Here is a 26,575-nt window from a genome sequence, read left to right as displayed (position 1 = left end):
GTGAAGACATTTGAATGGAGGAGCCTGGGTTCGGCGCTGAGCTTGCTGCTGAAGGCCGCGATCCTGATGGTGTTTATTTTTCCGTTCCTGTGGATGATCTCCACCTCGCTGCAGACGTTTCGGGAGACGCTGGCGTTTCCGCCGACCTGGATTCCGGCCGTGCCGCAGTGGAACAACTTCGTGGACGCGATGAGCGCCGGACCGTTCCTGCTATATGCGAGAAATTCGGTAGTCATCACCGTGTCCATCATCGTGCTGCAGTTTGTGGTGATGATTCCGGCTGCGTATGCCTTTGCCAAATACCGTTTTGCGGGGGAAAGCATACTGTTCGGCTTCGTTCTGCTGGCGTTCATGATCCCCGGGCAGATCACGTTTATCCCGGTGTATCTGATGATGGCGGATTTTGGGCTGATTCATACGCTTTGGCCGCAAATCATCCCGTTTATGTCCAACGCGTTCGGCATATTTCTGCTGCGGCAGTATTTTATGCAGATCCCGGAGGAGATTATCGAGGCAGCGCGGCTGGATAATGCCGGAGAGCTCAAGCTAATTTGGAAAATCATGATTCCGATGGCTAAGCCGGCGCTCGCCACCATCGCTTTGTTCAGCTTCGTCAGCCACTGGAACGAATATTTCTGGCCGCTCGTCATGACGAACTCGGAGACGATTCGGCCGCTGACGTTGGGCATCGCCATGCTGCGGGAAACAGAGGGGATCAGCAACTGGCACATCATTATGGCAGGCAACGTGGTGCTGGTTCTACCGATCCTGATCGTGTACGTGTTCTGCTCCAGACATATTGTGAAGGCGTTCGTTTACTCAGGGATCAAGTGATTTATCCGTACGGGGTCCCTTTTTAAAAAATAAAACCATTTTATTGGAGGGAAACGAAACATGAGAACAAAGAAGTGGAATGTGCTGCTCACCTTAACGGTGCTGGTTGGAATTTTGGCCGGCTGCGGCGGCGGAAATTCGGGTGCAGGCCAGGATACCGGGAATGGAAAAGCTGCAAATCCGGCTACGACCAGCACGGAGACTGCATCGGCCGAAGCCGGCAAAACGAAAGTTCAGTTCTGGCACTCCCTTGGCGGGAAAAACGGCGAATACATCGACGCTCTGATCAAGCGGTTCAACGATTCCCATAAAGACATTGAAGTGGTGGGGACGTATCAGGGCAACTATGACGAGACCGTAACTAAGTTGCAGCAGGCGATTGCTTCGGATACCGCGCCTGACGTCAGCATGCTGGAGCGCGCTTATGTGCAAATGTTCGCGGACTCGGACGTGCTGGAAGACCTGACGCCTTACATGGAGAAATCCGGCCTGAGCAAGGATGATTTTACGCCAGGGCTGATGGGACATTCCATTTTTAACGACAAGCTGGTGTCGCTGCCGCTGAACCGCTCAACCCCGATTTTGCATGTGAACAAGACGCTGCTGGACAAAAAAGGGCTTGCCGTTCCGACCACCTGGGAGGAGCTGAAGAAGGTGGCGAACGCCCTGGTGGAAAAGAAGGGCAAGGAATATACGCGTTACGGCTTAACGATGCCTTATGACACCTGGTACCCCATCGCAATGATCTCCCAGGCGGGCGGAAAGTTTTTTAACGATGAAAAGACGTCTACCGGATTTGTCGGCAATGGCGTGGGCGAGAAGGTGTTTAGCTACTTGAAAGATCTTCAAAGCACAGGGGCGCTTTATTACCCGCCGGCGCAGGATTCCGGCAACATTGTGAACGGCATGTTTACAGAGGGCAAAGTGGCGATGATGTTCCAATCGACCGGTGCGATCGGTGGTCTCAGCAGCTCCGTTGATTTTGATTATGTGACGGCTTTCCTGCCGAAAAATGATAGGTTTGCGAACCCAACCGGGGGTGCGAACGTATCGCTGATGTCTAGTTCCAAGCAAAAAGACGCCGCATGGGAATTCATCCGCTGGATGGAGACCGATCCTCAGGGCGGACTGCAGTTTATTCTTCAATCGGGTTATCTGCCGTTTACCAAGAAAATGGTAGAATCTCCGGAAATCAAGGAGCTGTGGGCGAAGGAGCCGAACCGCAAAGTGGCTTATGATCAATTGCAATATGCTGTAGATACGAATATGGATGTGGCTTGGCCGGAAGTGATGCAGGAGTTCTTCTCCGCCATCGAAGCGATCATGTACGACAGCAAGGATATCCCAGCGACATTGGCCACGTTTAATAAAGAAGCAGAGCGGATTTTGGCTGAAAATTAATCGACGCCAGGCTGAACAACGTGGAGCGGGACAATTCATAAGAGGAGGAATCACCGATGATTGAGCGTTTGAAAAATGACCCTTCCTACATGATGGTGGCGGGGCATCGGGGCTACAAAGCGGCATACCCGGAAAATACACTGCTGTCATTTCGCCAGGGGCTGGATTTGCGCGTTGATATGATCGAATTTGACCTGCATCTGTCCAAGGATGGCGTGCTCATGGTGATCCACGACGGCACGCTGGATCGGACGACGAACGGGTCCGGCCCGGTTGGCGACTATACCCAGGAGGAATTGAAGCGCCTTGATGCGGGTGGCTGGTTCGGTCCGGAATTTGCGGGACTGCAAATTCCGACGCTGGAGGAGCTGTGCACCCTGCTGCAGGCATATCCCGACGTGCTGCTTAATGTGGAAATCAAGCCAAGCTCTGATGCGATTCAAGCCGCCGATCAGGCCGTAGCTATGCTGGACAAATTCGGCTACCTGCCGCGCTGCGTGTTTACGAGCTTTGATGCCGCAGTTATCGCTCATGTTCATGATGCTTACGGTTTGAAGACCCAGGGATTTCCCGGCGAAGTGATGAAAGGATTTATCCCCGGGGAAGGGGGCACCTATTCGAAAATATGGGTTATGGCGCTCGATATGGTGCTGCTTACCCCGGAGCGTGTTAAGGAGTTCCGCGAGATGGGCATGCTCGTTTGGAGCTATTGCCCGGATACTCTAGAGCAGGTTGAATACAGTGTGGAGTGCGGTGTAACTGGAATGACCTGCAACAATCCGCTGCCGGCGCTGGAATATCGCCGGGGGATAAGCTCAGTACCGGCAGGGGCGTAAGCAGGACCGGATGGTGCAGAATTGGAAGGATTACGACCTTGGGCGGCTTGATGTTGACGGATTTATCATTGATTTGGACGGTACGGTATATCGAGGGAACACGGTAATTCCCGGGGCGGCAGAGACGATTCGCGTGCTCAGAGCAGCCGGAAAACGCGTGGTGTTCCTGAGCAACCGCGGCAACATTTCCCGGCGGATGTGCCGGGAGAAGCTGAGCGGCATGGGGGTGGAGGTGAGTGAGGAGGAGATCCTTCTCACCTCCACGGTCGCTGCGAGGTTTTTACGGACTCTTGGCGATGAAGAGGGCGGCAAAGTATGGGTGCTTGGCGAGCAGGGTTTGATTGATGAACTGCAGCTCGCTGGCGTGGCGCTGGCGGAAAAGCCGAAGGACGCTGCATGGCTGCTGATCACTTTGCACGAGCAGTTGACTTACAGGGATTTGAACCTGGCGTTTCAGGCTGTGCGTCACGGTGCCCGCATCATCGCCACGAATGCGGACCGGATGTTCCCCGGAGACGGCGGCGATTGCATCGATGTCGCTGGAATGATCGGCGCGATTGTCCATACAACGGGCCGGGAAGTGGAAGTCGTCGTCGGAAAACCGTCGGCGAGAATGGCTCAAGCGGCGCTGGAGGTGCTAGAGCTGCCTCCGGATCGCTGCCTTGTCATCGGCGACAGCCTGGAGTCGGACATTCGGCTTGGGGCTGCGGCGGGAATGCGGACTGCATTGGTGCTCACGGGCTCGGTGAACCGGGAAATGGCGCGAATGAGTCAGGTCCAGCCGGATTTTATATGGGAATCCATTTGCGATGTGAATGACATGCTTTTTATTCACCAGGAAGAGAAGGGAACAGGTTCATGAGCGATATTTTACATCATATTCAGCAGCAGGCAGCAGGGCTGGGTGAGCAATACCGTCAGGCGATCAATCTGGATGATATCCGGGTGGAGCCGGGGGCGCTCCGTCAGGCCGCTGATTATTTAGCGAAAAAAAACTACCATAGTGTCATCATTGTGGTGGATCAAAATACTTTCGAAGCCGCTGGCAAGCAGCTTGCGGCGTCGCTTGCGGCTATAGCAGCCGGTCCGGCCGTCCATACGACGATGATTCGGCCGGACTCTGAAGGCGACGTCATCGCCGATGAGGCTTCTATCATCCAGCTGATTTTGGATATTCAGCATCATAACGCCGAAGCCGTAGTCGCCGTTGGCGGCGGGACGCTGCACGACATTTGCCGCTATTCTGCCTATACGACGGGGATTCCGTTCGTGTCGGTTCCGACGGCCCCATCGGTGGACGGATTTAACTCGAAGGGAGCCCCGATTATTTTGCGGGGAGAGAAGCAGACGATTCCGGCCATCGGTCCGATGGCGATCTTCGCCGATTTGGACATTCTGGTAGAGGCGCCGGCACCGCTCGTGGCCGCCGGCTTTGGCGACATGCTTGGGAAATATACGTCCCTGTTCGATTGGCGGTTCGGAGCTGCTGTTGCCGGGGAGCCTTACCTGCCGCTTGCCGCGGAGATCACTCGTTCTGCGCTGCAAAAATGCGTAGACTCAGTGGACCTGATTGCCAAGCGAAGCGAGGAAGGGGTACGTGTCCTGATGACTGCGCTCATCGAATCCGGGCTGGCGATGCTGCTGTTCGGGCAGTCCCATCCGGCCTCCGGGGCGGAGCATCATTTGTCGCACTACTGGGAGATGGAGTATCTCCGCCTCCGCCGCCGTCAGCTGCTGCATGGCGCCAAGGTTGGCGTCGCCTGCATAGAGATTTCCAAGCTGTATCACCGGCTTGCGGCGGAGGGACTCGGGCTGGACCGCGGTGACAACACGGGCGATGATTCCCTATTTGCCGGGGAAAACGAAGCCGCCGCCGAAACCCACTCCCGGCTAGCCGAAAACCGGGAGGAGATTCGCAGGGAAATCGGGAGAATTCCCGATTTCCGAACGCTCGGCGAGCTGCTCGCCGCTGTCGGCGGCCCCACCACTCCCGAGCAACTCGGCATCTCAGCGGAGCTGCTGGAGCGCAGCCTCCGGGAGGCGCATCAAGTGCGCCCCGGCCGGAGCACGCTGCTGAAGCTGTACAACGAGGGACGTGTCGCGAGCACTTGACTTGGCGGTGCGGCTATCTCCTGACCATTTAAAAGTGGCGACTTACTCTCCGTATTCTGCTGGAGGTAGGTCGCCTGCTTTTTTGGGGCGGTGCGGGGCTTTGGCGTATCCATATGGTGTTTAGATGCATTTTGTACATCTATTTTCCCTGTCTTTCACCAATGTGGGAAAAGTAGATGTAAAAAGTACATTTAAATAGGCCTAGTAGGCGATTACTTAGGGCAAAGGTTGCTTTTAAATGTACAAAATGCAACTAAATCGGAGGAAATGGCCGATGGCCCTTGATTAGATGCACTTTTTACATTTAGATGTCGTCAGTGAAGTGGGTTGCGTGAAATTTTGAGACGTAGATATGTGAGACCCTGGAATGTGAAAACGTAGAAATGTGAAAAAGAGAATGTGGAAATGCGAATGTGGAAACGTAGAAATGCGGAAACGTAGAGACGTGGACCTATGAAAAACGAGGAAATGTGAAAAAACGCGAGGAAAGAGGAGACGTAAAAGCGTTGGACTGGAGCATATGCAAAATGCTGCTGTGAAGAGACGCATTGGTTGTAAAACAAAGGCCGCTGGAGAGAGCATCTCCAGCGGCCTTTGTGCACTTATGTTTGTATGCTTCAAGAAAGAGAATAACGAACCGGAGGGAGTTTACGTACGCATTTGGGAGCCACTTGTCAGCATCCTAGTCTAATCAGTGACAAGTGGCGGACAAGAGCGGCCCGAGGTCGTTATTCACTTTCGCTGACATAGCTTACTAGGCTTTTGAGGTCATTATTGGCTTTCGTTGAGTGAGCTAAACAAAGCTTCTCTCCGGCAGCTTCACGCCCGGAATGTCCGCCGCTACCCGCATCCGCTGCGAAGGGCTCAGCCCGAGGAGTCCGGCGATCAGCGGCGCGATGGCGAGCTGTGGTATCGGCTCCTCGTAGACGCCGGGGGTGAACGCCTTGCCAATGCCGTACAGCGGCACTTCGCGCTCCTCGGGAGCGGTACCCCCGTGCTGCCCGGAGCTGCTCATCCCGTGATCCGACGTGATGATGATTTGATAGCCGGCCGCGATCCACGCCGGAACCGCGAGAGCGAGGATGCTGTCAACGATGCGGGTCGCACCCTCGTACTGCTTGCTGTCCCCGCCAAACTTGTGCCCGGCGTCATCGATATTCATCGAGTGCACGTAAAGTAGGTCTGGATTGTACGCCTGTCTCAAAAACTCGGCGTCGGCAAACAAATGCGTGTCCGGGTAATGGTCCTCAAAGTAAAACGAGCCATGCATAATCGGATACGATTCATCATGCTGATGACGGTCCCGCAGCGGGTTGAACGGCGCCTTGTTGTACAGCTCGCTGACCCAGTGGTAAGCGGCTGCAGCCGTCGTCAAGCCTGCATTCCGGGCGAGGTGGAACAAACTTTCCTCCTCGCTGAGCCGAACGACCTGATTCGAGGTAATGCCGTTCTCCCACGCCGGGGTTCCCGTCAAAATTACCTCATATAGAGGGCGGGAAAGGCTTGGCAGCTCCGACACCACTTTATAGCTTGCCGCTTTGCCCGACTCCACGAGATGCTCCACGAACCCGAGCCAGCTCCGAGCGGCGCTATAGCGTAGACCATCAAGAACGACCACAATACATTTTGAGCCTTCCCCACCACAGTTCTCCATCCGGTTCATATTCAATTGATTTTCCATAATCCACCGATCCTCTCCTTGGGTAGGCAAGAGGGAGAAATGATCCTGAAAAAGCGATGGTAAGAATATTTCACCCGTCTGCCTCTATTCGTACAATTATTAGTTCAACTTATCTATATCAAGCTTCCATCCAGTTCACGCGAAAAGTTTCCAGATAGGGCAGCCATTTTTCAGGCGGTGGGCTGCTGCTGACGATGAGATCTGCTTCCTCCAGGGGAATGATCTGCACAAAGGCGTTCTCTCCCAATTTACTCACGTCCGCCAAAATGATGACTTCCTTCGCCGATTCGGCAAAAAGCCGGGACATGCTCGATTCGTGGATATCAAAATCGCTGATTCCCCGGTCAAGGCTAATCCCCCCGGCGGACAGAAAAGCTTTATCAACGGTAAAAGGTCTCATCATCAGCTCGCTAGCCGTACCGGAGAGCGATTGCTGCTGCGGGTTTAGCTCGCCGCCGATCACGATAACCTTGCCGCTAATGCGCCCTGCGTTCAAGGATTCCATCAGACAAAACGCCACGGCGAGGGAGTTAGTCAGCACCGTCAACTGCTGTAAACCGCGAAGCGACTTGGCGAATTCCAGGGTAGTCGTGCCGACGTCGATGGCAATCGTGTCGCCGGATTTCACCAAACCGGCGGCACACTGGCCGATGCCCCTTTTCTCCTCGGCATGAATCGCCTGCCGCTGGAGATACGGCGGCTCATAATTGCCGGGCGATTTTTGCGGGACCGCACCGCCGTACACGCGTTTTAGCAGCCCGTCTCGCTCCAGGGTGTGAAGATCGCGTCGAACCGTCTCCTCCGAGACGGAGAGCTTTTCCGCCAAGTGAATCACCTTGACCTGACCGCTGCATCTAAGCTGCTCTAATATGACCTGTTTGCGTTGCTCTGCCAAAATGGACAAGAATCAGGCACCATCCTTCTCCAAAGGGATACAGTCGGCAGGATTTATGCTCAGGATCACGTTCGACTGTTCACCCGGACGAAGAGCTCCCAGCCCTTGACCGGCCAGGCAATCTACTGTAAGGGACAGTCCGGCGGCTTCCACCTCGTAGCGCAAAATGTTACCAAGCATGACGAGAGAGACCACTTTCCCCGGTAAAGTGAACGGGGCATTGCCCATGCCGGAGCCGGAACGCCCGGAAGCACCCTGACCTAACGAAGCTGGTGCAATCGCAGCGGCAGCCGTTTCCCGCGATTCAATCAGCGGGTTCCCATCGCGATCCACAGGGATCAGCGTAATCGACTCCGGCCGAATGGCATAGCTAACGCCAGACTTAGCACCGAGGCCGCTAAGCTTGACCGCCTCCTCCGGCCCAAGCACATTGTAGTTGCCGATAAAGCGGGCAACGAATTCGCTCCGCGGAGCCGTATAAATCTGCTCTGGACTGCCCTCCTGCACGATCCGGCCTTGATTCATGACGCAGATCCGGTCGGAAATCATCAGTGCTTCTTCTTGATCGTGGGTGACGAAGATCATCGTCATGCCCATCTTTTGCTGCAGCTGACGAATCTCCATCCGCAGGTTTTTGCGGATTTTCGCATCCAAGGCGCTCAGCGGCTCGTCGAGCAGCATCAGCTTGGGCTGAACGGCCAGCGACCGGGCCAGCGCGACCCGCTGCTGCTGTCCGCCCGACAGCTCGTGCGGATAGGCATGGCTCTTGTCCGTCAGGTCAACCAGCTTGAGCAGCTCATCGACGCGCCCGCGGATAACCTCTTTTTTGATCCCCTTCATTTTGAGGCCGTAGCCGATGTTATCCATGACATTCAGGTTTGGAAACAGCGCATACGATTGAAAAACCATCCCCACCTCGCGTTCGCGCGGGGCTAGAGAGGTCAGCTCCCGTTCATCGAGCGCAATCGAGCCAGCCTCTAAATCAGTAAGCCCGGAGATGCAGCGGAGCAGTGTACTTTTGCCGCAGCCGGAAGGGCCGAGCAGGGTAATCATCTCCCCCTTGCTGGCGGTAAGATCGACTTGGTTCAGGACTAGGGTGCCGCCGAATTTTTTCGTAATGCCGGTCAGCTTCAGGTAGCTCATAACCGGACGCCTCCCTTCATGAAGTTGCCCAGCCGGGTCAACAGGGCTGAAATGATCAGAATAAATACGAAGTACAAAATTGCGATCGTGCTGGCGATATGGCCGCTTTCCGCAAGCCGTTTATACAAATAAATTTGGACCGTCTCGATCTGGCTGCCGATCAGCATGTTCGTCAGGACAAATTCCCCGAACAGCACGGAAAAAGACAGCAGCATCGCCACCAGCACACCGGGCAAAATATTCGGAAGAATGACCGTTCGGAAAGCTGCAATTTTGCTGGCCCCGAGCGTTTCCGCCGCATCGAGCAGGGATGGAGCATCCACGGTCAGCATGCTGTTTCGCAAACCTTGATACATATAAGGCAATATCGCCACAAAGTAAGCGCCGATAATGATATACACCGTGCCGGAAATGGCAATCGGGCCGGAGGAGTAAGCACGAATCAGGCCTACCGCCGCAACGATGCCAGGAACGGCGTAGGGGAGAACGACCATGCTTTTAAGCAGCGGCTCCCAGCGGGGAAAGTATACCGTCACGATAAAAACGGTCGGCAGCATCACGACAAGGCTAAGTCCGACGCCGATCGCACATAAGTAAAACGAGTTCCACAGCGATTCCAAAAAACGCGCATCGAGCGCCATTTGCCGGAACCAATCGAATGTCCACGTTTCGGGCAGCAGGGTATGGTCCCATTTTCCCGCAAAAGCATACAAACAGGTGGCCGCCAGCGGCAGCAGCAGATAAAACATCACCAGCCCGATTAGCAGGCGGTGCATGCCAAGCCTACGTGTCATATGGTTTCCCTCCCGGTAGCCGCGGTCGGTCCGGCGGATACTTTACGGTTCATCCGGAAGGCGCGTTTGCGCTTCCCGCCTGCCCGCTCTGAAGCAGAAGCCGTCCCGCTAAAAGAGGCCACTTTTCGCGTCATCAGATGGTTGAGCCACACCGCTCCAATGGACGTAAGCGCCAGCAGCACCGCCAAGGCCGAGCCGAGCTCCGGCCGGGTGATGACATCGCCGGTCACGAGCGAACTGATGCGGATCGCCAGCAGGTTGTAATTGCTTCCGACCAGCGCATAGGCGGTGGCGTAAGCCCCCATGGCATTGGCGAACAAAATCCCAAGCGTCCCGAGCAGGGCCGGAGCGATACAGGGCAGACCGACCGTCGTCCAAAATTTCAGCGTAGTAGCTCCGAGCAAAGACGCCGCTTCCTTCCACTGCTCACGAATGACGTAAAACGACGGATACATGAGCAAAATCGCCAGTGGAATTTGAAAATACACATACACGAGAATGAGTCCGCCCCAGCTGTACAGGTTGAAGCCGCCGAATACATCGAGGCCCCATTCCTTAAACAGCAGCGTAAAAATACCGTTGTTGCCGAGCAGAATAATATAGGCAAAAGCGAGCGGAATCCCCGCAAAGTTCGACGTCATATTGGACATGAGCAAAATCCGGTCCCGTGCGGCGGAGCTGAACCGCGTAATCGAGTAGGCGGCCACCGCGCCGATCAAAATCCCTGCTAGACTGGAGAACAGGGAGATCAACAGGCTGTTCTCGATCGCTTTATAATAATAGGCGTTTGTCAGCGCCGTAACATATTGGCTGAAGGTAAACCCTTCTCCGCCATCGCCTGTAAAGCTGCTGACCAGCATCGACACAACGGGAACGAGCTGGAAGCCGGCGACCAGCAGGGCAAAAGGCAGCAGCGTCAAAAGTAACCAAGCGCGTGTGCTGCGTTTTTTTCTCATAAGGCAATCACCACGTTTCTTACTAGGATGGAGTTAAGGAAGAGGGGCGCCTTGGTTGTTCCAAGGCCCCCTCCATTTATGGCAAATCGATTAGTTCAGATGTACGAGTACACGTTCCTGCCAAAGCTGCGGAAGCTTTTTCGCCGTTTCTTCCCATACCTTATAATCGCCGATCGGCTTGGCATTTGCGTATTCCTCTTGCGGGAGCAACTTCGCGGCAACGTCGTCCGGGAGCTTCACGCTGGAACGGATTGGTCTGGCATAACCTTTCGCCAGATTGATTTGACCTTCGTCGCTAAGAATGAACTCACGGGCCAGCTTGGCTGCATTTGGATGCGGAGCGTACTTGTTGATGATCGTCGCGTAGCCGCCTACAACGCTGCCTTCTTTAGGAATCGCTACATCGAACCGGTCTTTGCCCAACTGGTCGCGGTATCCGAGCGCGTTAAAGTCCCACAGAAGCGTTACCGGTACTTCACCTTTTTCAATGTTGGCCACGGATGCTTCAGACAGCGAGATCCGACCTTTTTTCGCTAATTCTTCAAAGAAGGCGATGCCGGGCTCGATGTTTTTCTCGTCCCCGCCAAAGGCATATGCTGCTGCGACAACAGCCATTTGCGCTTGAGCCGCTTTGGTCACGTCGCCGACGATGATCTTGTAGTCACCGTTTTTCAGGTCCTCCCAGCTTTTTGGAGCGTTTTTCACTAAATTTTTATCTGTAAAAAAAGAGATTGTTCCTTGGTAGCCGACGACCCAATGCCCGTCCTTGTCCTTGGCCCAATCCGGGATTTCATCCCAATTGGCCGTTTTGTACGGCTGCGTTACGCCTTTATCAACCGCTACGGGTCCAAATGCAATCCCTACGTCGCCGATATCGGCTGTCGGTTTGTTTTTCTCGGCGTCGAACTTGGCAATTTCCTCTGCGCTGGACATGTCAGTGTCGGTGTGCTTAAGGCCGTATGTAGACAGGATGTCCGCCCACGTTTCCTTCCAGTTCGCCCAGTTGTCCGGCATCCCTACGCTGACCACTTGACCTTCCTCTTTGGCGAGCTTCGTGATGTCCTCGAGGCTTACCGTTTGTGGTGCAGATGCATTGTTGTTTGCTGCTGCGGTTCCGGCCGTCGTATCCTTGCTTCCGCCGGAACATGCGGATAATGCCGTAACAAGTGCGAGCGTCAGGATCATTCCGGTACCTTTGTGCCATCTCTTTTTCATGAATTCTCTTTCCTCCCATGGAAAATGTGGTTTCTCTCGACATTGTTGTTGATTGTGCCTTGATTTAACTTTAGGCCTGCATTGTTTTCCCCGTTTCAACGGAAAATTCGTTCTATGTAAAAGCGGTGGTGGATCTTAAACTGCAAATGGGTGCGAACCGGCTAAATTTTTTACCTGTGGCATGGGGTAGAGCGAATTTTGTATAATAAAAGAATGATTTTAAGAAGGGGTTGGCTGCGGATTCACGTATAGCCACCGTTTCGGAAAGAGGATAATGATAAAATGAAACCTTCAATATATGGCTTGACCAAAAAGCAATTGATCGCATGGTTGGAAGAGCGGGGAATTAAAAAATCCCGGGCCGACTTGGTGTGGGAGTGGCTGTACCGGAAGCGGGTAACCGACTTCTCGGCCATGGCGGATGTGCCGGCGGAATGTTTACAATTGCTTGCTGAACATTTTACAATTCAAACGCTTGAGGAGCATATTCGGCAGGAATCTGTCGATGGCACGATTAAGTTTCTGTTTCGGCTGCAGGACGGAAATCTGATCGAAACGGTGCTCATGCGGCACAAGTTCGGCTTGTCGGTATGCGTCACGACGCAGGTCGGCTGCAACATCGGCTGCAGCTTTTGCGCGAGCGGCCTGCTTAAGAAGAGCCGTGATCTGACGAGCGGGGAAATTGTAGAGCAGGTGATGAAGGTTCAGCTTCACCTGGACCAGGTGCAGAAGGAAGAGAAGGTGACCCACCTTGTGGTGATGGGGATCGGGGAGCCTTTTGACAATTACGACAACATGGCTGACTTTTTGCGTGTTATTCAAGATCCGAAGGGGCTTGCGATCGGACCGCGGCATATTACCGTATCGACCAGTGGACTGGCGGACAAAATCATCGAGTTTTCCGATTCCGACCTGCAGGTCAATCTGGCTATATCGCTGCATGCGCCGAACAATGAGCTGCGCACCCGGATCATGAAGATCAACCGGGCGATCCCGATCGAGAAGCTGATGGATGCCATCGACTACTATTTGGCGAAAACAAACCGGCGGCTCACGATCGAGTACATTATGCTGAAGGGCGTTAATGACGGCACGGAGCAGGCGTTGGAGCTGGCCGAGCTGATGAAGGACCGGCTCGTGCTGGTCAACCTGATCCCATACAATCCGGTGGACGAGCACAGCCAGTACCAGAGAAGCGAGCAGGAATCTGTGCTGGCGTTCTATGATGTGCTGAAAAAACAAGGCATCAGCTGCAGCATCCGCCTGGAGCACGGAACCGACATCGACGCCGCCTGCGGGCAGCTGCGGAGCAAGCAGCTTAAGTAGCTAAAGCTGCTTGCGTTCGTGAAATTTGCGCAGAAAAGAACCTGAGGAATCCAATCCTCGGGTCCTTTTTGCTTAAGTCGTTTATTCTACCGCGGCTGATTGTTGCTTTCGTTCCTGCGCGTAGCTGACCGCCCCGAGAAGAAGGGCGAGTGCGGCGAGCAGCGAGCCGACCCAAGGCAGTGCAGGCAAGCCCAGGTGGATAATGACCAGTCCACCGATAAAAGCGCCCGCAGCATTGCCAAGATTTCCGGCCGAGTGGCTGGCGGTGGAGGCGAGCGCCAGAGCGGCCTTGGCGAGGCTCATAATTCGGACCTGCAGGCCGGGCATGACTCCAAACGAAGCGAATCCCCAGAAGAAGATCGTAAGGATGGCAAGAATCGGGCTTTGAATCGTAAAGGTGAAGATGCCCAAAATGACGGCCACCATGAGATAGAGCCCCAGCAGGGAAGGCATCAGCCTCCAATCGGCGAGCCTGCCGCCTGCGATGTTGCCGAGCGTGACGCCGCAGCCAAAGATGACGAGAATCCAGGTGACGCTATGCTCGCCAAATCCAGTGATGTCTTGGAGCATAGGGGCGATATACGTAAATACGGCGAAAAGACTTGTATTGCCGAGCGCGGCAATCAGCAAAAACAGAAGCAACTTGGGACGAACCAACGCCCGAAGCTGCTGAGCTATTCCGCTCGGCTCCTCCGGTTTAAGGCGCGGGACAAGCAGCAAGATTCCGAACAGGGCGATCACGCCCATCAAGGCAATTGCACCGAAGGAAGCCCTCCAGCCAAGCTGCTGACCGACAAAGGTGCCGAGCGGAACCCCTACAATGTTGGCGATGGTCAGGCCGGCCATCATGATTGAGACGGCTACGGCTCTTTTTTCCGGCCGGACGAGGCCGGCGGCAATGACCGCACCAACGCCAAAGAAGGTGCCATGCGTGAGGGCTGTTACGATCCGGGCGGCCATAAGCACCGCATAGCTCGGGGCCACGACTGATAAGCCATTGCCGAGGATAAAGAGAAGCATCAGGAGGCAAAGCAATCCTTTTTGCGGAATGCGCTGGGTCAGCAGGGTCAAAATCGGCGCGCCTATTGCGACGCTCATCGCGTATGCGGTAATGAGCTGCCCGGCTGTAGAGATGCTGACGTGCAGGTCGCTCGCCACATTCGGCAGCAGCCCCATGATGACAAATTCGGTCATGCCGATGGCAAACGCCCCGACGGTCAGGGATAGGAGAGCAATAGGAAACGAGGCTTTGACGGCTGCCCTCTGTTCGCTAATAGCCGGTGTTGAGTTCATGATGAAACAACCTTTCTGAAGATCGGTGCCTTCTATGGAATGAAGTGATGTGACCAAGTGTGTGAATGTTTGCTATGCAAAAGTAAGTTCAGTTTTTAATTATTCAATTTCTTTGGGATAAGATCAAGCGTTTTTTTGGAGAGTCGCACAGAACGAAATATGTCATGTACCTGGTGGAATATGGGGAGTATTCTGTAGTATATCAAGGTATGGATGGGTAAGGGGACCTTTGAGTGCGTTCGCTTGGGGTAAGGTGAGTGAAATAAGGGTAAATAATGGACCTATTTGTGGGAAAAGCGGGGCTACTCGAAAAATAGGGGTGTTTTGTGTACTTATTCTCGCCAGAAGCCGGGGGATTGGACTACTTTTCTTCAAAAATTGGAAAATAGGGCCATAAAGGTCTCCTATTTTGGCCTGAAGGGGCCAATTCGTTGAAATAAGGGCATTTTTTACCCTTATTTTTTGTGGTGTGTAGGCGAGCGGGATGTAGTAGATTGACCGGCACTATCCGTATTGTTATTTGCAGGAAAGAAGGGATCACGCGATGTTAATCACAATGGACCGATCCGGAGAGCGGACAGGCGCAGCTGTCGTAAGCCCGGTATATGCAGAGGAGCCGTTTTGGCTGCCGCTGCGGGAACAGCATAAAAAAGCAGGCAGCGTAACGTGGCTGCTGGGGCGGACGGAGGGCGAGGCGGATGTGCTCGCCACAGGTCTTGGGCGGCGAGCGGACGAGACGCTGGAGCTCGTGCGGCGCGCCGGCGGGGCCGCGGCCCGGGCGATGCTGCGCGAGGAGCGGCGCAGCGCCGTCTTGGACCGCAGGAGCTGCGGCGGTCCAGGGGTTGGAGCTACCGCAGAAGCCGCCGCCTCCTGGCTGCAAGCCTGGGTCGAAGGCTGGCTGCTGGGGCTGTACCACTTCGACAAGTACAGGGGCACGACGCGGCGGGAGGGCAGCGTGGAGCTGATCCTCCGACCGGAGCAGTGGCCGGAGCTGTCCGAGGCTCGGCTGGAGGAGGTCGTGCAAACCGCACGGATTCGCGCGGAAGGCGCCATGCTGGCTCGCGATCTGGTGAACGAGACCCCGGATGGCTTAAATCCGGAACGGTTCGTGGCAACGGTCGTTGACCATTTTGCCGGGACACCGGTGCGGATTCATGTGCATCAGGGGCAAGAGCTGAAGGATCGCGAAATGAACGGCTTGCTCACGGTAGGAGCGGGCAGCAAGCACGCTCCGGCGCTCATTGAGCTGGAGTATGAGGGCGGCAAAAATTTGCCGCATCTCGCCCTGGTCGGCAAAGGCATCACCTTTGACATGGGCGGGATGAATGTGAAGACCGGCGCGGACATCAGCGATGCCCGGATGGACATGGGCGGAGCCGCGGCCGTCGTCGGTGCGATGGATATCCTCGTGCGCCAGCGTGCCGCCGTCCACGCCACCGCCTTGATTGCGGTGGCCGACAACCTGCCGGACGCCCGGGCTGCGCTGCCTTCCACGGTCATCCGTTATCCAAACGGGCTGACCGTGCAGGTAGCCAACACCGATGGCGAGGGCCGGCTTGTCCTCGCCGATGCGCTGCTTCACGCTGCGGGGCTCGGCGTGGCCGAGGCGATCGACATCGCCACGCTGACCGGCAATGTCGGCCAGGCGCTTGGCCTTGGCATCGCCGCTATTTTGGGCGATGCTGAAGTGAGCCGGCAGCTCATCCGCATCGGCGAGCGAAACGGCGAGCGGCTGTGGCCGATGCCGATGATGGATGAATACGAGGCGGAGCTGCAAAGCGACTACGCTGACCTCCGCAACGTCGGCAAGTCCGGCATGGCGGGGGCGATCATCGCCGCACTTTTTATACGCAAGTTTGTTGCTGAATCGATAAAATGGGTACATATTGATATGGCCGGGACGGTCCAATATAAGCAGGAGACGGCTTACTCCGCAGCGGGCGCAACCGGCTACGGTGCTCGACTGCTGGCGGATTATGTGGTGGACCGCACACGTACCTGCACAGGAGCCAAGTAAGGAGGACTCGCTAATGATTTTAGAGGTTATTGCCACATGCGTAGAAGACGCCGTTATCGCTGAAGCGAATGGTGCGGATCGGCTTGAACTTATCACCGCCATGACGGAAGGCGGCCTTACGCCGGGGATTGGATTGGTCCAGCAGGTGACCCGGGCGGTGAAAATCCCCGTTAATGTCATGGTGAGGCCGCATAGTCGATCCTTTGTCTACGGGAAAGCGGACTTGCAGACCATGGTGGCCGAGGTTCAAGCGATTCGTAGAACCAAGGCAACCGGTATCGTTATCGGCATGCTGACGGCGAACCATACGATTGATGAGGCCGCGCTCAAAAAAGTGCTGTCCGCAGCCTCCGGGCTGGATGTGACCTTTCATCGAGCTTTTGACGAGCTGGAAGACCAGATCGCCGGCATTCGCACGTTACAGCAATACCCGCAAATATCCCGAGTTCTCACCTCGGGTGGACCAAGGCCGGCCCCTGACGCCATTCCCGAGATTGGGGAACTCGTTCAAGAGGCAGCTCGTGGCACATCTTTGCGTATTTTAGCCGGTCACGGCCTCACGCTGGATACGGTCGAAGACGTTATCATGCAAACCGGCGTCGACGAGGTCCACTTCGGCTCCGCCGTTAGGCTCGGCGGCAGCGGGCTTGCTCCAATCGACCCGGAACGTCTCAAAACGTTGGCGGATCGACTGCACAAGAACGGTTGACAGTTATTTTTTATAAGAAAGTGGCTTATTGAATTCATTTGACGGAGCAGCCGCTTTGTTTGCTACACACCGTTGAGACGGGACTGTCGAAACAAGTCACTTTTATACAGAAATTCCCATTATTATCGAGTTAATTACTGGAATTCTCATTCTTATCGCGGCAAAATAGTGTCATCTGTATAAAAAGAGGAGAGAATCCGGAAGTGAAGAAAATGTGGTGGAAAAATAAACGACCCTTTATGGTCATCATCGCTGCGGCCTTGCTGATGCAGCTCATTCATTTTGCGGCGTTTACCCCAGGGGCTTATGCCGGAACACCCCAAAAAAGCACACCATTATACTGTGGACCGGGGTGTTCCCATTATGATGTCGTTGTGATCGGCAGCGAAATCGAGGGGGTTGAGCTGGCTAAGGCGGCTCACGACCAAGGCTTAAGCGTGTTGATATTGGACCCCCGCAGCAAACCGGGCGGCGAGCTTATTCAGGGACAAATGCTGGTGCTGGACGAGCCCCATGATAAAGCGAAACGCAGTCTTGTTCAGGGGGAAATCAAGCATTTATATGACGGCTACAAATCGGGAGTGATTCGGAGAATCAAAGATTTTCGCCAATACTATCAGAGGCTGATTAGGGGGATTCCGTTGAAGAGCGGGGTCGCGATCGACTCCATCAGGACGATTCCGGGCGGGAATGAGAAATCGCTCGAAGCGTTGTCCTACCGTGCCAATGATGGATCGAAATACACGGTCCAGGCTGAATATTGGGTAGAAAACACCGACTACGGCGCCCTGTCCAGCAAGCTCGGTGAGGAGCGTATTCCGGGCATGGAAAGCATATACCGGGGAAGCAAGCCGGATTATATGGCGGCGACATATATGCTTAACTTTAATAACGTCGATTGGGCGCATATGCACGAGGCTGTGCTCCATGCGTATCCCCTTTCGAAGGTACAAAAAATATTCGGGCAAAACACCTACGTAGACCGAAAATTTGCTACTGGCTTCAGCAACCAGACCTATAAATTTAGACCGAAGGATTCACAGTTGCTGCTGCGGGGAATCAATGCGACAAATCAGAAAAACGGCCAGGTCATCGTCAACAGCCTGCTGATTTTTAACGTAAATCCCGCGGATCCGAAGTCGGTTCAAACCGCTATTAGCAAGGCTAGAGAGGAAGCACCGCGCATTTTGAAATTTTTGCAGCAGTATGTTCCGGGATTTGAGAATGCCGAGCTGGGGGAATTTCCTGAGTATTTGTATATCCGTGACTTTAACCGGTACGAAACGAAATATGTATTAGATTACAAAGACGTCAAGTCGAACCGGATGTTCTGGGATAACGTGACGATCGGCGGCTACACCATCGATCTGCAGGCCACTCAGGTTATGCCTTTGGGCGTAAGTCTTGGCAAGCCAAACCGTTACGGTATCCCGCTGCGTTCCTTTGAGTTAAAGTCCTACGACAACGTTCTGGTGGCCGGGAAAAACGTGGGGGCTTCGATTAAGGCATACGGAAGTGCACGGATTATCCCGACAACCGCTTTAGCCGGACAGACGATTGGGATTATTTTGGGACGCGAATGGAAGAACGGCCATAAAATGCTCGATCAACTGACCCAGGCTGATTTCGTGCGGATTCATAATTATTTAGCCAAAGATTTTAACATTGTTCTGAATCGCTAATTTTGTTCACCTGCTGTTTGATTCGCTGCGGACGTGATATACTAATAGAACAAATGTTCCGATAGGTATCGGCTCGGCAGGTGACAAAATGAATGATAAGGTATGCATCGCCGTAAGGCCGCTGGTGGAGTACGTGTATCGCAGCGGGGATCTGGAAAGCGGCGGCTTTCGGACGGCGGCAGCGCTGATCGAGGGTACGAGGACACATCAGCAGGTGCAGAAAGAATACGGCGAACTGGATCAAAAGGAAGTATATGTTTCGGCGGAGATTCCGTGTGGGGATCTCCTCTTTGTCGTGGATGGACGCTGCGATGGTCTGCTTATGGCGGAGGACGGGTCCCTTACCGTGGACGAGATCAAGTCGACATCGGGGGACCTCGCCCTGATTACGGCGGAGACGTACCCGGTGCACTGGGCTCAGGCGAAGTTTTACGCGTACATGTATGCGCTGGCCCACGATATCTCCGAGATGACGGTTCAGCTGACATATGTTCAAACGGAAACGGGGGAACGGAAGCAATATCAGAAAAAAAATGCTTTCGCAGAGCTTGCGTCGTTCGTGCTGGAAACGGTGCAGCAGTACGCTCCGTATGCCCGGCTTCAACGGGATCACCGCCTGACGCGGGACCTCAGCATCAAAGGGTTAGCGTTCCCGTTTCCGGCCTACCGGGCCGGTCAACGGAAGCTCGCGGGCGCGGTGTACAAGACGATTGAGGAAGGGGTAGGCTTATTTGCCAAGGCTCCAACTGGCATAGGAAAAACGATCTCCACCACGTTCCCGGCGATCAAATCGATGGGGGAAGGGTGGCTGCAGCATTTTTTCTACCTGACAGCAAAGACGATTACCCGGACGGCGGCGGAAGAAGCTTTTGTCCTCATGCAATCGCAGGGCTTACACATTCACGCGGTAACGCTGACCGCTAAGGAGAAAATCTGCTTTCGGGAAGAAGGAATCAGCTGCAACAAAGAGGACTGCATTTATGCGGACGGGTATCATGACCGAATTAATGGGGCGATCCTGGATATTCTGGCGCATGAAACGCTGATGACCCGGACGGTAGTCGAGGAATATGCACGGAAGCACCGGGTTTGCCCGTTTGAGTTTTCGATTGACCTTGCTTATGCAGCGGACGTCGTCATCTGTGATTATAACTATGCTTTTGACCCCAGGGTATCCCTGAAAAGAATGTTTGGCGAGCAAAAGCGGGAGACTGCGCTGTTGATCGATGAGGCCCATAACCTGGTGGACCGGGCAAGGGAGATGTTCTCGAGCCAGCTCCAAAAGTCCGATTTTCTGGCGCTGCAGCGGGCGTATAAAGGCTTTAACGCCGCAGTATACCAGGCCGCCAAAGCCGTGAACGCTTACTTCATACAGCTGCGGAAACAAGCAGAGGGGCCGCAGTGGATCAGCAAGGCTGTTCCCGAACCCTTGCTAAAGCTAATTGAAGCGTTTGCTGAACAAGCGGAGAAGGCGCTAAGCTCTGCGGAGTCTGGCGGGGACGTGGACCGGAGCGAGCTGCTGCTGCAGGCCTATTTTACAGCGGTGAATTTTACCCGTATCGGTAAGCTGTATGATGAGCGGTATGTGACGTATGCGGAGATGACCCGGGAGGACATCACCATCAAGCTGTTCTGCCTTGACCCTTCTTATTTACTGCAGGAAATGGGGAAAGGGTATCGCTCCCGCATCTACTTCTCGGCTACGCTGTCCCCGCTTTCCTTTTATCGGGACATGCTGGGTGCAGGGCCGGATGATTATACAGTATCGATCCCTTCTCCTTTTTCCCGTGAACAATTGAGCGTGATCATTAAACCGCTCTCGACCCGGTACCGTGACCGGGAGGAGACGCGTGAGCCCCTCGTTCGTTTGCTGTGTGAGTTGGCCCGCGAAAGGTCGGGAAACTACCTGTTTTTCTTCCCATCCTACGCCTATATGAATCTCATTTATGAGGGATTTGCGGCCAAAATGAGGGAATCCGTCCAGCTGTTGCTGCAGCAGGGGAGCATGACGGAAGAGGAACGGGAGCAATATCTGGCTGCGTTTATGCCAAGCCCTCAAGGAACACTGGTCGGCTTTGCGGTAATGGGTGGGATTTTCTCCGAGGGCATCGATCTCGTAGGCGACCGTCTGACAGGCGTTGTTGTCGTTGGCGTGGGTTTGCCGCAGATCGGGCTCGAACGGGACATCATTCGGGATTATTTCAATGAAACCGGGCGAAGAGGGTTCGATTATGCCTATGTTTTTCCTGGGATGAATAAAGTGCTGCAGGCCGGGGGCCGCTTGATCCGTTCCGAGAATGACTGCGGCGTGCTGATGCTGGTGGATGACCGCTATCTTCAGCCGCAATATGCAAGATTACTTCCGGAAGAGTGGACATAAGAGTAATTAGAGGGAAAAAAGAAAGGCAGCCCCTGTTTGCAGGCTGCCTGGTCTTAAAAAGCCATAATGATGCCCTTGTCATTGGCATACATGGAGCTGAGTCCTCTGGTCGGCACGACTAAAATTTCTTTGAAATGGAAGCGGGTGCGAATCGCGCTGAGCAGCATCTCGGCCAGCCCGGAATTGTTGCAATGGGTGATGACCATGCTTTCACCAACGGTGGATCGGCCGCTTTTTTCAATAAAATGAAGCAGCTTCTCCACAATTTGCTTCTGCCCGCGGGCATGGGAGTAAAGGGCAATATTGCCGTCGCCGTCCGAGCCCATGATCGGCTTGATGTGGAGTACGGAGATCAGCTTGCCGGCGATTTTGTTCAGCCGCCCATTTTTCACCAAATTATCGAGGTTATCGAGCACAAAATAAGTCTTCATTTCTTGGATGAAGCTTTCGATCGAGGTAATGATTTTGGATTTATGCATGCCGGCATCGATCATTTTACGAATTTTTACGGCAAGCAGCAGTTGACCGGCCGATGCGCTTTTGGAGTCAAACACATGAACCTCGGCGCCCTCTTCCTCAGCCAAGTTCTTTCCTAAATTTGCACTGGCGTAGGACCCGGACAAATTGCTGGATAATGTCACTGCAAATGAAACATGGTTGCCGACAAAAGTGTCCTTGTACATCCCTGGCGAGGGACAAGCCGATCCGATTTTACCTTTAAAGCTTTTCATTTTGTCCATATAATCGGCAAGGTCCAACGCATCGTCATCTACGAAGGTCGTATCCCCGAGGATTAGGGTAAGCGGAACCGTGGTAACGTCCAGCTGTTCCTTTAACTGGGGAGTCAGATCGCAGCAGCTATCGGCAATAATTTTGTACTCCATATTGTAATCTCCTTGTTTATAAAATTTAACCGTGCTTTGCTCCATCACTTGAATGGATAGCTCGATTAGCCGGATCACCGAAATCTCGGATTAGACCGCCGCGTTGCCCTCCACCAAAATGTAGTTTTACGGATTGTTATGTTTTTATTATTTTACCATCTCATATATGGTAAGTGCGAATTTGGGTATAAGCACCATCTCTTCCGATTTACAACAAGCAATGTAGTCCGAATATTCCTCTGACCCGAGACATATTTTGAAAATGAAATGAATCTGTACAAGTTGGGGGAGTGGGGCGGTTTGGGGATTGCATACATTAAAGTAGCGGTGCTGTATTTTGTCGTCGGCGTAATCCTAGGCATGTACATGTCGATGCAGCATGATTATACGTTAGCAAGTGTTCATACTCACGTTAATCTGCTGGGGTGGGCGTCGTTTGCTCTGGCCGGGGTCATTTACTGGTTATTTCCACAGGCGGGAGAGAGTCTACTCAGCAAAATCCAATTTTGGACATATTCCATCGGGCTTCCGTTGATGATGGTCAGCTTGGCGCTGCTGCTATTAGGATCTGAGCAATTTGAACCGTTGGTGGCTATTGGCGGAACGCTCGTCGTTTTCAGCGTTATTCTGTTTGCCATAAATGTATTGATCCACTTGCGCCCGGACGGGGCAAGGAAGTGAAAATAGAACTGCTAGAGAAGAGGTGAACGGGCGCCATGGAGCGCCCTTTTTTGGTTACTGCGTTAGTGCAAAATATTTTAAAATTAAGCATTGACAATTATCTTAATAAAGAGTATCTTTAAATCAAGATAATTAACATTAAGAAAATGATTGTTGAGATAATAAATGTTGAGACAATCGGGTACACTATGATCGACAGCATGATTTTACAAATATAAGCGGAGGTGATCGCCACATGGATCGAGTAAATAATGACGCATTGCATCTGTTTGTCACGTTGTCCCGGGCCAGCCAATGGGTTCATGCCCATAGTGACAAGGCGATCCGCCAGTATGGGTTAACTCGCACCGAGTTTGGAGTTCTGGAGCTGCTGTACCACAAAGGCCGTCAGCCGATTCAGCAGATTGGCAGCAAGGTGCTGATGAGCAGTGGGAACATAACTTATATCGTCGACAAGCTGGAGCAGAAGCATTTTGTGACCCGGAATACGTGCAAGGAAGACAGACGCCTCGTATATGCGGAAATTACGGAGAAGGGTCGACAATTTATGGAGGACGTATTCCCGCATCACACTGAGGTTATTGAAAAGGCGGTAGGCGGGCTCTCCCACGAGGAGAGAGAGATTGCGTCTCAGCTGTTGAAGAAGTTGGGTAAATTTGCGGAAGACGGGTTCAAGTAGCCAAGGTCCAAACCAGGGCTCCGGAACCGCCGTTAAGAAAACGAAAGCATTGTAACTGCAAGAATGCACAGGCATAAAAGTGTGAACGCGAAATCGTCTAGCAAGAAAAATGATTAAGTTCAAAAGTGTTAAAGCGTATAATTAAGCTTAAAGCGTAAAACGCACGGACAGTAACACAGGTCTACTTAGGCCTTATATCTTAAAATTAAGATTCTTTAGTTCAAGGTAAATTTCAAAATTAAAATAATGAGGAGATAATCAAAATGATGATAGCATTAGGATTGTTAATAATTCGTGTGGTGGTAGGTTTGACGTTTATGGCGCATGGCGCTCAGAAGCTGTTCGGCTGGTTCGGAGGCTACGGTCCGAAGGGAACCGGCGGCTGGATGGAGTCGATCGGGGTTAAGCCGGGCGTACCGATGGCGATTATGGCCGGGTTGTCCGAATTCGGCGGCGGCCTGCTTTTTGCAGCCGGGCTGTTCACACCGCTGGGGGCTGCGCTTCTGGTAATCACGATGCTGGTTGCGATATTCACCGTACACATCAAAAATGGTTTTTGGACATCAGCAAACGGGTATGAATTTAATCTGCTGCTGATTGCGGTTGCGGTTGGCGTGGCGTTAACCGGTGCAGGCTCTTATTCCATTGATGCTTTACTGTAATTCACATAAATCATAAACCCTAATCTAGGAGGAGTTATCCATGAGTGAGCATGACTTTGAAAACATCGTAAAATCCCGACGTTCGGTGAACAAATTTATTGAAGGGGTGCAGATCCCGGATAAGGATTTGGAGGAGATTTTTAGTCTTACGAAATTTGCTCCGACAGCTTTTAATTTGCAGCATGCACATTATGTTGTCGTTAAAGACCCGGACTTGAAGGAAAAAGTGTATGAGGCCGCCAGCAAACAGTACAAAATCCATACGGCCTCCGCAGTGATTCTTGTACTCGGCAAGCTGGATGCTCACCTGGACGCCCCTAAGATAAATGAAGGATTGCTGGAACTTGGTTTCTTTAGCAAACAGGAATATGATATGGTCGTTAACGCAAGTATTGATTTCTATGAATCAAAGGGCGAGAGCTTTAGATATGAAGAGGCTATTCGCAGCACCAGCCTTTCCGCGATGCAAATGATGCTGGTTGCTAAAGATAAAGGGTGGGACACCTGCCCGATGATCACTTTTGATCAAGATGAAATTCGCGAGCTGCTGCAAGTGCCGGACAATTATGTACCTGTGATGCTCATCGCGATCGGTAAGGAAGACACCTCGAGCTTCCGCCCACGCGGTTATCGGAAGCCGGTAGCTGAATTTGTAAGCTTTAATAAGTTTTAAAACAGACCATATTTATAATTAGAAAAAAGGAGTGGAGCCCATGATTCAACCCACCGCAGGGATACATCATATCACGGCCTTCGCAACCGATCCGCAAGCCAACGTGGATTTCTACGCTGGGGTGCTCGGACTGCGGTTAGTGAAGAAAACCGTCAATTTTGACGCGCCGGAAGTTTACCATTTGTATTTTGGCGATGCAGCCGGAAGCCCCGGAACGATCATTACGTTTTTCCCTGCAGCGGGTTCCCGCCGAGGGCGGATCGGTGCCGGTCAGGTTGGAGTTACGACGTTCACGATCCCCGAAGGAAGCTTTGATTTCTGGAAGGAGCGTTTGCAAAAATTCGGTATATCGACTACTCAGGTCAGCAGATTCGATGAAACGTATTTGCACTTCAGAGATCGCGATGGGCTTCAGCTTGAGCTGGTGGAGCGTGCCGCAGGCCCGCTTAACTCCTGGTCCTTTGGGGGTGTTCCGGCCGACAAGGCGATTAAAGGCTTTGGAGGAGCGTTGCTGTACAGCAGGGCCCCGGAAAAAACCGGCAAGCTGCTGGAAACCGTCATGGGCCTGGAAAAGCTCGGCGAGGACGGCTATTACGCCCGCTATAAAGCGCCAGGTGAGCTGGGAAACGTGATTGACGTAAACGTAAACCCGATGGACAACGGCGCCGGCGGCGCTGGAACGGTCCACCATATCGCCTGGCGGGCGAAGGATTTTGCAGAGCACGAGGCTTGGAGAAACCTTGTAGCGGAGCATGGTTATCAACCGACCCCAATCGTGGACCGGCAGTATTTCCATGCGGTGTACTTCCGCGAGGAAGGCGGCATTCTGTTTGAAATTGCCACGGACCCTCCGGGCTTTGCCCGGGACGAAGCGCCGGAGCATCTGGGGGAAAAACTGATGCTGCCGGATTGGTTTGAGCCGCATCGCGGCACGATCGAACAGAACCTGGATCCCTTCATTGTCCGCGTGCTGAAGGAGGATCAGGAGTGAAGCATCTGTTCAAGCAAGGCGTTGACGGAAAGGCCCCAACCCTGCTTCTGCTTCATGGCACGGGTGGTACGGAGCACGATCTGCTGCCGCTGGCAGAAATGATCTCGCCAACCTCCTCGGTGCTAAGCGTTCGCGGAAAAGTTCTGGAAAACGGAATGCCTCGCTTCTTTCGGCGGCTGTCGGCAGGCGTGTTCGATGAGGAGGATCTGATCCTTCGCACCAAGGAGCTGAACGGCTTCTTGGATGAGGCAGCGGAGCGTTACGGGTTTGATCGGCGCGGTGTCGTGGCGGTAGGCTATTCAAACGGTGCGAACATCGCGGCGAGCCTGCTGTTTCACCATCAGGATGCGCTGCGCGGGGCAATTCTGCACCATCCGATGGTGCCGCGCCGTGGCGTGAAGCTGCCGGACCTGCCTGAGTTGCCCGTGTTTATTAGCGCTGGAAGCAACGATCCGATCTGTCCTCCCGGGGAGGTAGAGGAGCTGGAGAGTCTGCTCAGCGGAGCGGGGGCTTCGGTCACCGTGCACTGGGAGCGATACGGCCACCAGCTCACCCAAACCGAGGTAGAGGCTGCGGCGGTTTGGTTCCAGCATCACCTGATATAGAGTGTCGGTTAAAATTGGATAGAAAAAGACTGAGAGCGTCTCTTTGCGCCTGCTGGCTTGTGCTAGCTGTGCTGGCTGCATAGGGCCGCTTTTTTTAATGCGCTCGGGGCCAGGGCTACTAGGGTT

At 53.6% G+C, this 26,575-nt stretch carries 25 protein-coding genes and 1 pseudogene; 18 read left to right on the top strand and 8 right to left on the bottom strand.

The features are described from left to right. The 6 genes from ACFQ3W_RS14750 (at nt 1) to ACFQ3W_RS14725 (ending at nt 5,874) form a co-directional block, all read left to right on the top strand. Nucleotides 1–834: a carbohydrate ABC transporter permease gene (locus ACFQ3W_RS14750; RefSeq protein ID WP_379320001.1), complete on the top strand. Its 834-nt coding sequence runs from the start codon at nt 1–3 to the stop codon at nt 832–834. Nucleotides 835–894: 60 nt separating this feature from the next. Next, nucleotides 895–2,235 (top strand): ABC transporter substrate-binding protein, encoded by a 1,341-nt coding sequence (locus ACFQ3W_RS14745; RefSeq protein ID WP_379320000.1) that lies wholly within the window; start codon nt 895–897, stop codon nt 2,233–2,235. A gap of 56 nt (nt 2,236–2,291) precedes the next feature. Continuing rightward, the gene (locus ACFQ3W_RS14740; RefSeq protein ID WP_379319999.1) at nt 2,292–3,071 is read left to right on the top strand and encodes a glycerophosphodiester phosphodiesterase family protein; all 780 of its coding nucleotides are present in this window, start codon (nt 2,292–2,294) and stop codon (nt 3,069–3,071) included. Between the two features lie 10 nt (nt 3,072–3,081). Beyond that, nucleotides 3,082–3,933 carry an HAD-IIA family hydrolase gene (locus ACFQ3W_RS14735; protein ID WP_379319998.1) on the top strand — a complete coding sequence of 284 codons (852 nt, stop codon included), beginning with the start codon at nt 3,082–3,084 and terminating at the stop codon, nt 3,931–3,933. Beyond that, on the top strand, nt 3,930–5,183 hold the full coding sequence (locus ACFQ3W_RS14730; protein WP_379319997.1) for a sn-glycerol-1-phosphate dehydrogenase: 1,254 nt from the start codon (nt 3,930–3,932) through the stop codon (nt 5,181–5,183). Before ACFQ3W_RS14735 ends, ACFQ3W_RS14730 begins: the two co-directional genes overlap by 4 nt. A gap of 520 nt (nt 5,184–5,703) precedes the next feature. Next, complete coding sequence (locus tag ACFQ3W_RS14725) at nt 5,704–5,874, top strand: hypothetical protein (protein ID WP_379319996.1); 171 nt, start codon at nt 5,704–5,706, stop codon at nt 5,872–5,874. 102 nt (nt 5,875–5,976) lie between these two features. Here ACFQ3W_RS14725 and ACFQ3W_RS14720 read toward each other — a convergent pair whose 3' ends face one another. The 6 genes from ACFQ3W_RS14720 to ACFQ3W_RS14695 all read right to left on the bottom strand — a co-directional run bounded on the left by ACFQ3W_RS14720 (nt 5,977) and on the right by ACFQ3W_RS14695 (nt 11,867). Next, nucleotides 5,977–6,864, bottom strand: a complete 888-nt coding sequence (locus ACFQ3W_RS14720) for an alkaline phosphatase family protein (protein ID WP_379319995.1) — start codon at nt 6,862–6,864, stop codon at nt 5,977–5,979. Between the two features lie 118 nt (nt 6,865–6,982). Further along, a complete protein-coding gene (locus tag ACFQ3W_RS14715) occupies nt 6,983–7,759 on the bottom strand; it encodes a DeoR/GlpR family DNA-binding transcription regulator (protein WP_379319994.1) in 777 nt (258 codons plus the stop codon). A gap of 12 nt (nt 7,760–7,771) precedes the next feature. Then, nucleotides 7,772–8,902, bottom strand: a complete 1,131-nt coding sequence (locus tag ACFQ3W_RS14710; protein ID WP_379319993.1) for an ABC transporter ATP-binding protein — start codon at nt 8,900–8,902, stop codon at nt 7,772–7,774. Next, entirely contained in the window at nt 8,899–9,696 is a 798-nt protein-coding gene (locus ACFQ3W_RS14705; RefSeq protein WP_379319992.1) for an ABC transporter permease, read from the bottom strand. Before ACFQ3W_RS14705 ends, ACFQ3W_RS14710 begins: the two co-directional genes overlap by 4 nt. Beyond that, the gene (locus ACFQ3W_RS14700; protein ID WP_379319991.1) at nt 9,693–10,652 is read right to left on the bottom strand and encodes an ABC transporter permease; all 960 of its coding nucleotides are present in this window, start codon (nt 10,650–10,652) and stop codon (nt 9,693–9,695) included. Before ACFQ3W_RS14700 ends, ACFQ3W_RS14705 begins: the two co-directional genes overlap by 4 nt. A gap of 90 nt (nt 10,653–10,742) precedes the next feature. Beyond that, nucleotides 10,743–11,867, bottom strand: coding sequence for an ABC transporter substrate-binding protein (locus ACFQ3W_RS14695; RefSeq protein WP_379319990.1), 1,125 nt, complete (start codon nt 11,865–11,867; stop codon nt 10,743–10,745). Nucleotides 11,868–12,149: 282 nt separating this feature from the next. On the opposite strand from ACFQ3W_RS14695, the gene rlmN reads away from it, so the two are divergent. Next, the gene (gene rlmN / locus ACFQ3W_RS14690) at nt 12,150–13,193 is read left to right on the top strand and encodes a 23S rRNA (adenine(2503)-C(2))-methyltransferase RlmN (RefSeq protein WP_379319989.1); all 1,044 of its coding nucleotides are present in this window, start codon (nt 12,150–12,152) and stop codon (nt 13,191–13,193) included. A gap of 81 nt (nt 13,194–13,274) precedes the next feature. On the opposite strand, the gene ACFQ3W_RS14685 is transcribed toward rlmN, so the two are convergent. Further along, nucleotides 13,275–14,486 (bottom strand): MFS transporter, encoded by a 1,212-nt coding sequence (locus tag ACFQ3W_RS14685; RefSeq protein ID WP_379319988.1) that lies wholly within the window; start codon nt 14,484–14,486, stop codon nt 13,275–13,277. 544 nt (nt 14,487–15,030) lie between these two features. Between ACFQ3W_RS14685 and ACFQ3W_RS14680 the strand changes: the two are divergent. The 5 genes and pseudogenes from ACFQ3W_RS14680 to ACFQ3W_RS14660 form a co-directional block, all read left to right on the top strand. Continuing rightward, nucleotides 15,031–15,357: pseudogene (locus ACFQ3W_RS14680) on the top strand (peptidase M17); the annotation flags it as partial. An 84-nt stretch (nt 15,358–15,441) separates the two neighbouring features. Continuing rightward, entirely contained in the window at nt 15,442–16,503 is a 1,062-nt protein-coding gene (locus ACFQ3W_RS14675) for a M17 family metallopeptidase (protein ID WP_379320108.1), read from the top strand. 13 nt (nt 16,504–16,516) lie between these two features. Beyond that, complete coding sequence (locus tag ACFQ3W_RS14670; RefSeq protein WP_379319987.1) at nt 16,517–17,212, top strand: copper homeostasis protein CutC; 696 nt, start codon at nt 16,517–16,519, stop codon at nt 17,210–17,212. Between the two features lie 212 nt (nt 17,213–17,424). After that, complete coding sequence (locus ACFQ3W_RS14665) at nt 17,425–18,894, top strand: FAD-dependent oxidoreductase (protein ID WP_379320107.1); 1,470 nt, start codon at nt 17,425–17,427, stop codon at nt 18,892–18,894. Nucleotides 18,895–18,982: 88 nt separating this feature from the next. After that, complete coding sequence (locus tag ACFQ3W_RS14660) at nt 18,983–21,274, top strand: ATP-dependent DNA helicase (RefSeq protein WP_379319986.1); 2,292 nt, start codon at nt 18,983–18,985, stop codon at nt 21,272–21,274. A 53-nt stretch (nt 21,275–21,327) separates the two neighbouring features. On the opposite strand, the gene ACFQ3W_RS14655 is transcribed toward ACFQ3W_RS14660, so the two are convergent. After that, complete coding sequence (locus ACFQ3W_RS14655) at nt 21,328–22,236, bottom strand: DegV family protein (RefSeq protein WP_379319985.1); 909 nt, start codon at nt 22,234–22,236, stop codon at nt 21,328–21,330. 222 nt (nt 22,237–22,458) lie between these two features. Between ACFQ3W_RS14655 and ACFQ3W_RS14650 the strand changes: the two genes are divergently transcribed. The 6 genes from ACFQ3W_RS14650 (at nt 22,459) to ACFQ3W_RS14625 (ending at nt 26,449) form a co-directional block, all read left to right on the top strand. After that, a complete protein-coding gene (locus ACFQ3W_RS14650) occupies nt 22,459–22,839 on the top strand; it encodes a cytochrome-c oxidase (RefSeq protein ID WP_379319984.1) in 381 nt (126 codons plus the stop codon). Nucleotides 22,840–23,074: 235 nt separating this feature from the next. Then, the gene (locus ACFQ3W_RS14645; protein WP_379319983.1) at nt 23,075–23,518 is read left to right on the top strand and encodes a MarR family winged helix-turn-helix transcriptional regulator; all 444 of its coding nucleotides are present in this window, start codon (nt 23,075–23,077) and stop codon (nt 23,516–23,518) included. A 263-nt stretch (nt 23,519–23,781) separates the two neighbouring features. Continuing rightward, on the top strand, nt 23,782–24,180 hold the full coding sequence (locus ACFQ3W_RS14640; RefSeq protein WP_379319982.1) for a DoxX family protein: 399 nt from the start codon (nt 23,782–23,784) through the stop codon (nt 24,178–24,180). Between the two features lie 40 nt (nt 24,181–24,220). Continuing rightward, nucleotides 24,221–24,853 carry a nitroreductase family protein gene (locus ACFQ3W_RS14635; protein WP_379319981.1) on the top strand — a complete coding sequence of 211 codons (633 nt, stop codon included), beginning with the start codon at nt 24,221–24,223 and terminating at the stop codon, nt 24,851–24,853. Nucleotides 24,854–24,893: 40 nt separating this feature from the next. Then, nucleotides 24,894–25,844: a ring-cleaving dioxygenase gene (locus ACFQ3W_RS14630; RefSeq protein ID WP_379319980.1), complete on the top strand. Its 951-nt coding sequence runs from the start codon at nt 24,894–24,896 to the stop codon at nt 25,842–25,844. Then, complete coding sequence (locus ACFQ3W_RS14625; RefSeq protein ID WP_379319979.1) at nt 25,841–26,449, top strand: alpha/beta hydrolase; 609 nt, start codon at nt 25,841–25,843, stop codon at nt 26,447–26,449. The genes ACFQ3W_RS14630 and ACFQ3W_RS14625 overlap by 4 nt, the downstream gene beginning before the upstream one ends. Nucleotides 26,450–26,575 lie beyond the last annotated feature (126 nt).

This window comes from Paenibacillus puldeungensis (genome assembly GCF_042678945.1).
Lineage (GTDB): Bacteria > Bacillota > Bacilli > Paenibacillales > Paenibacillaceae > Fontibacillus > Fontibacillus puldeungensis.
This window is presented reverse-complemented; position numbering and strand designations above follow the sequence as displayed.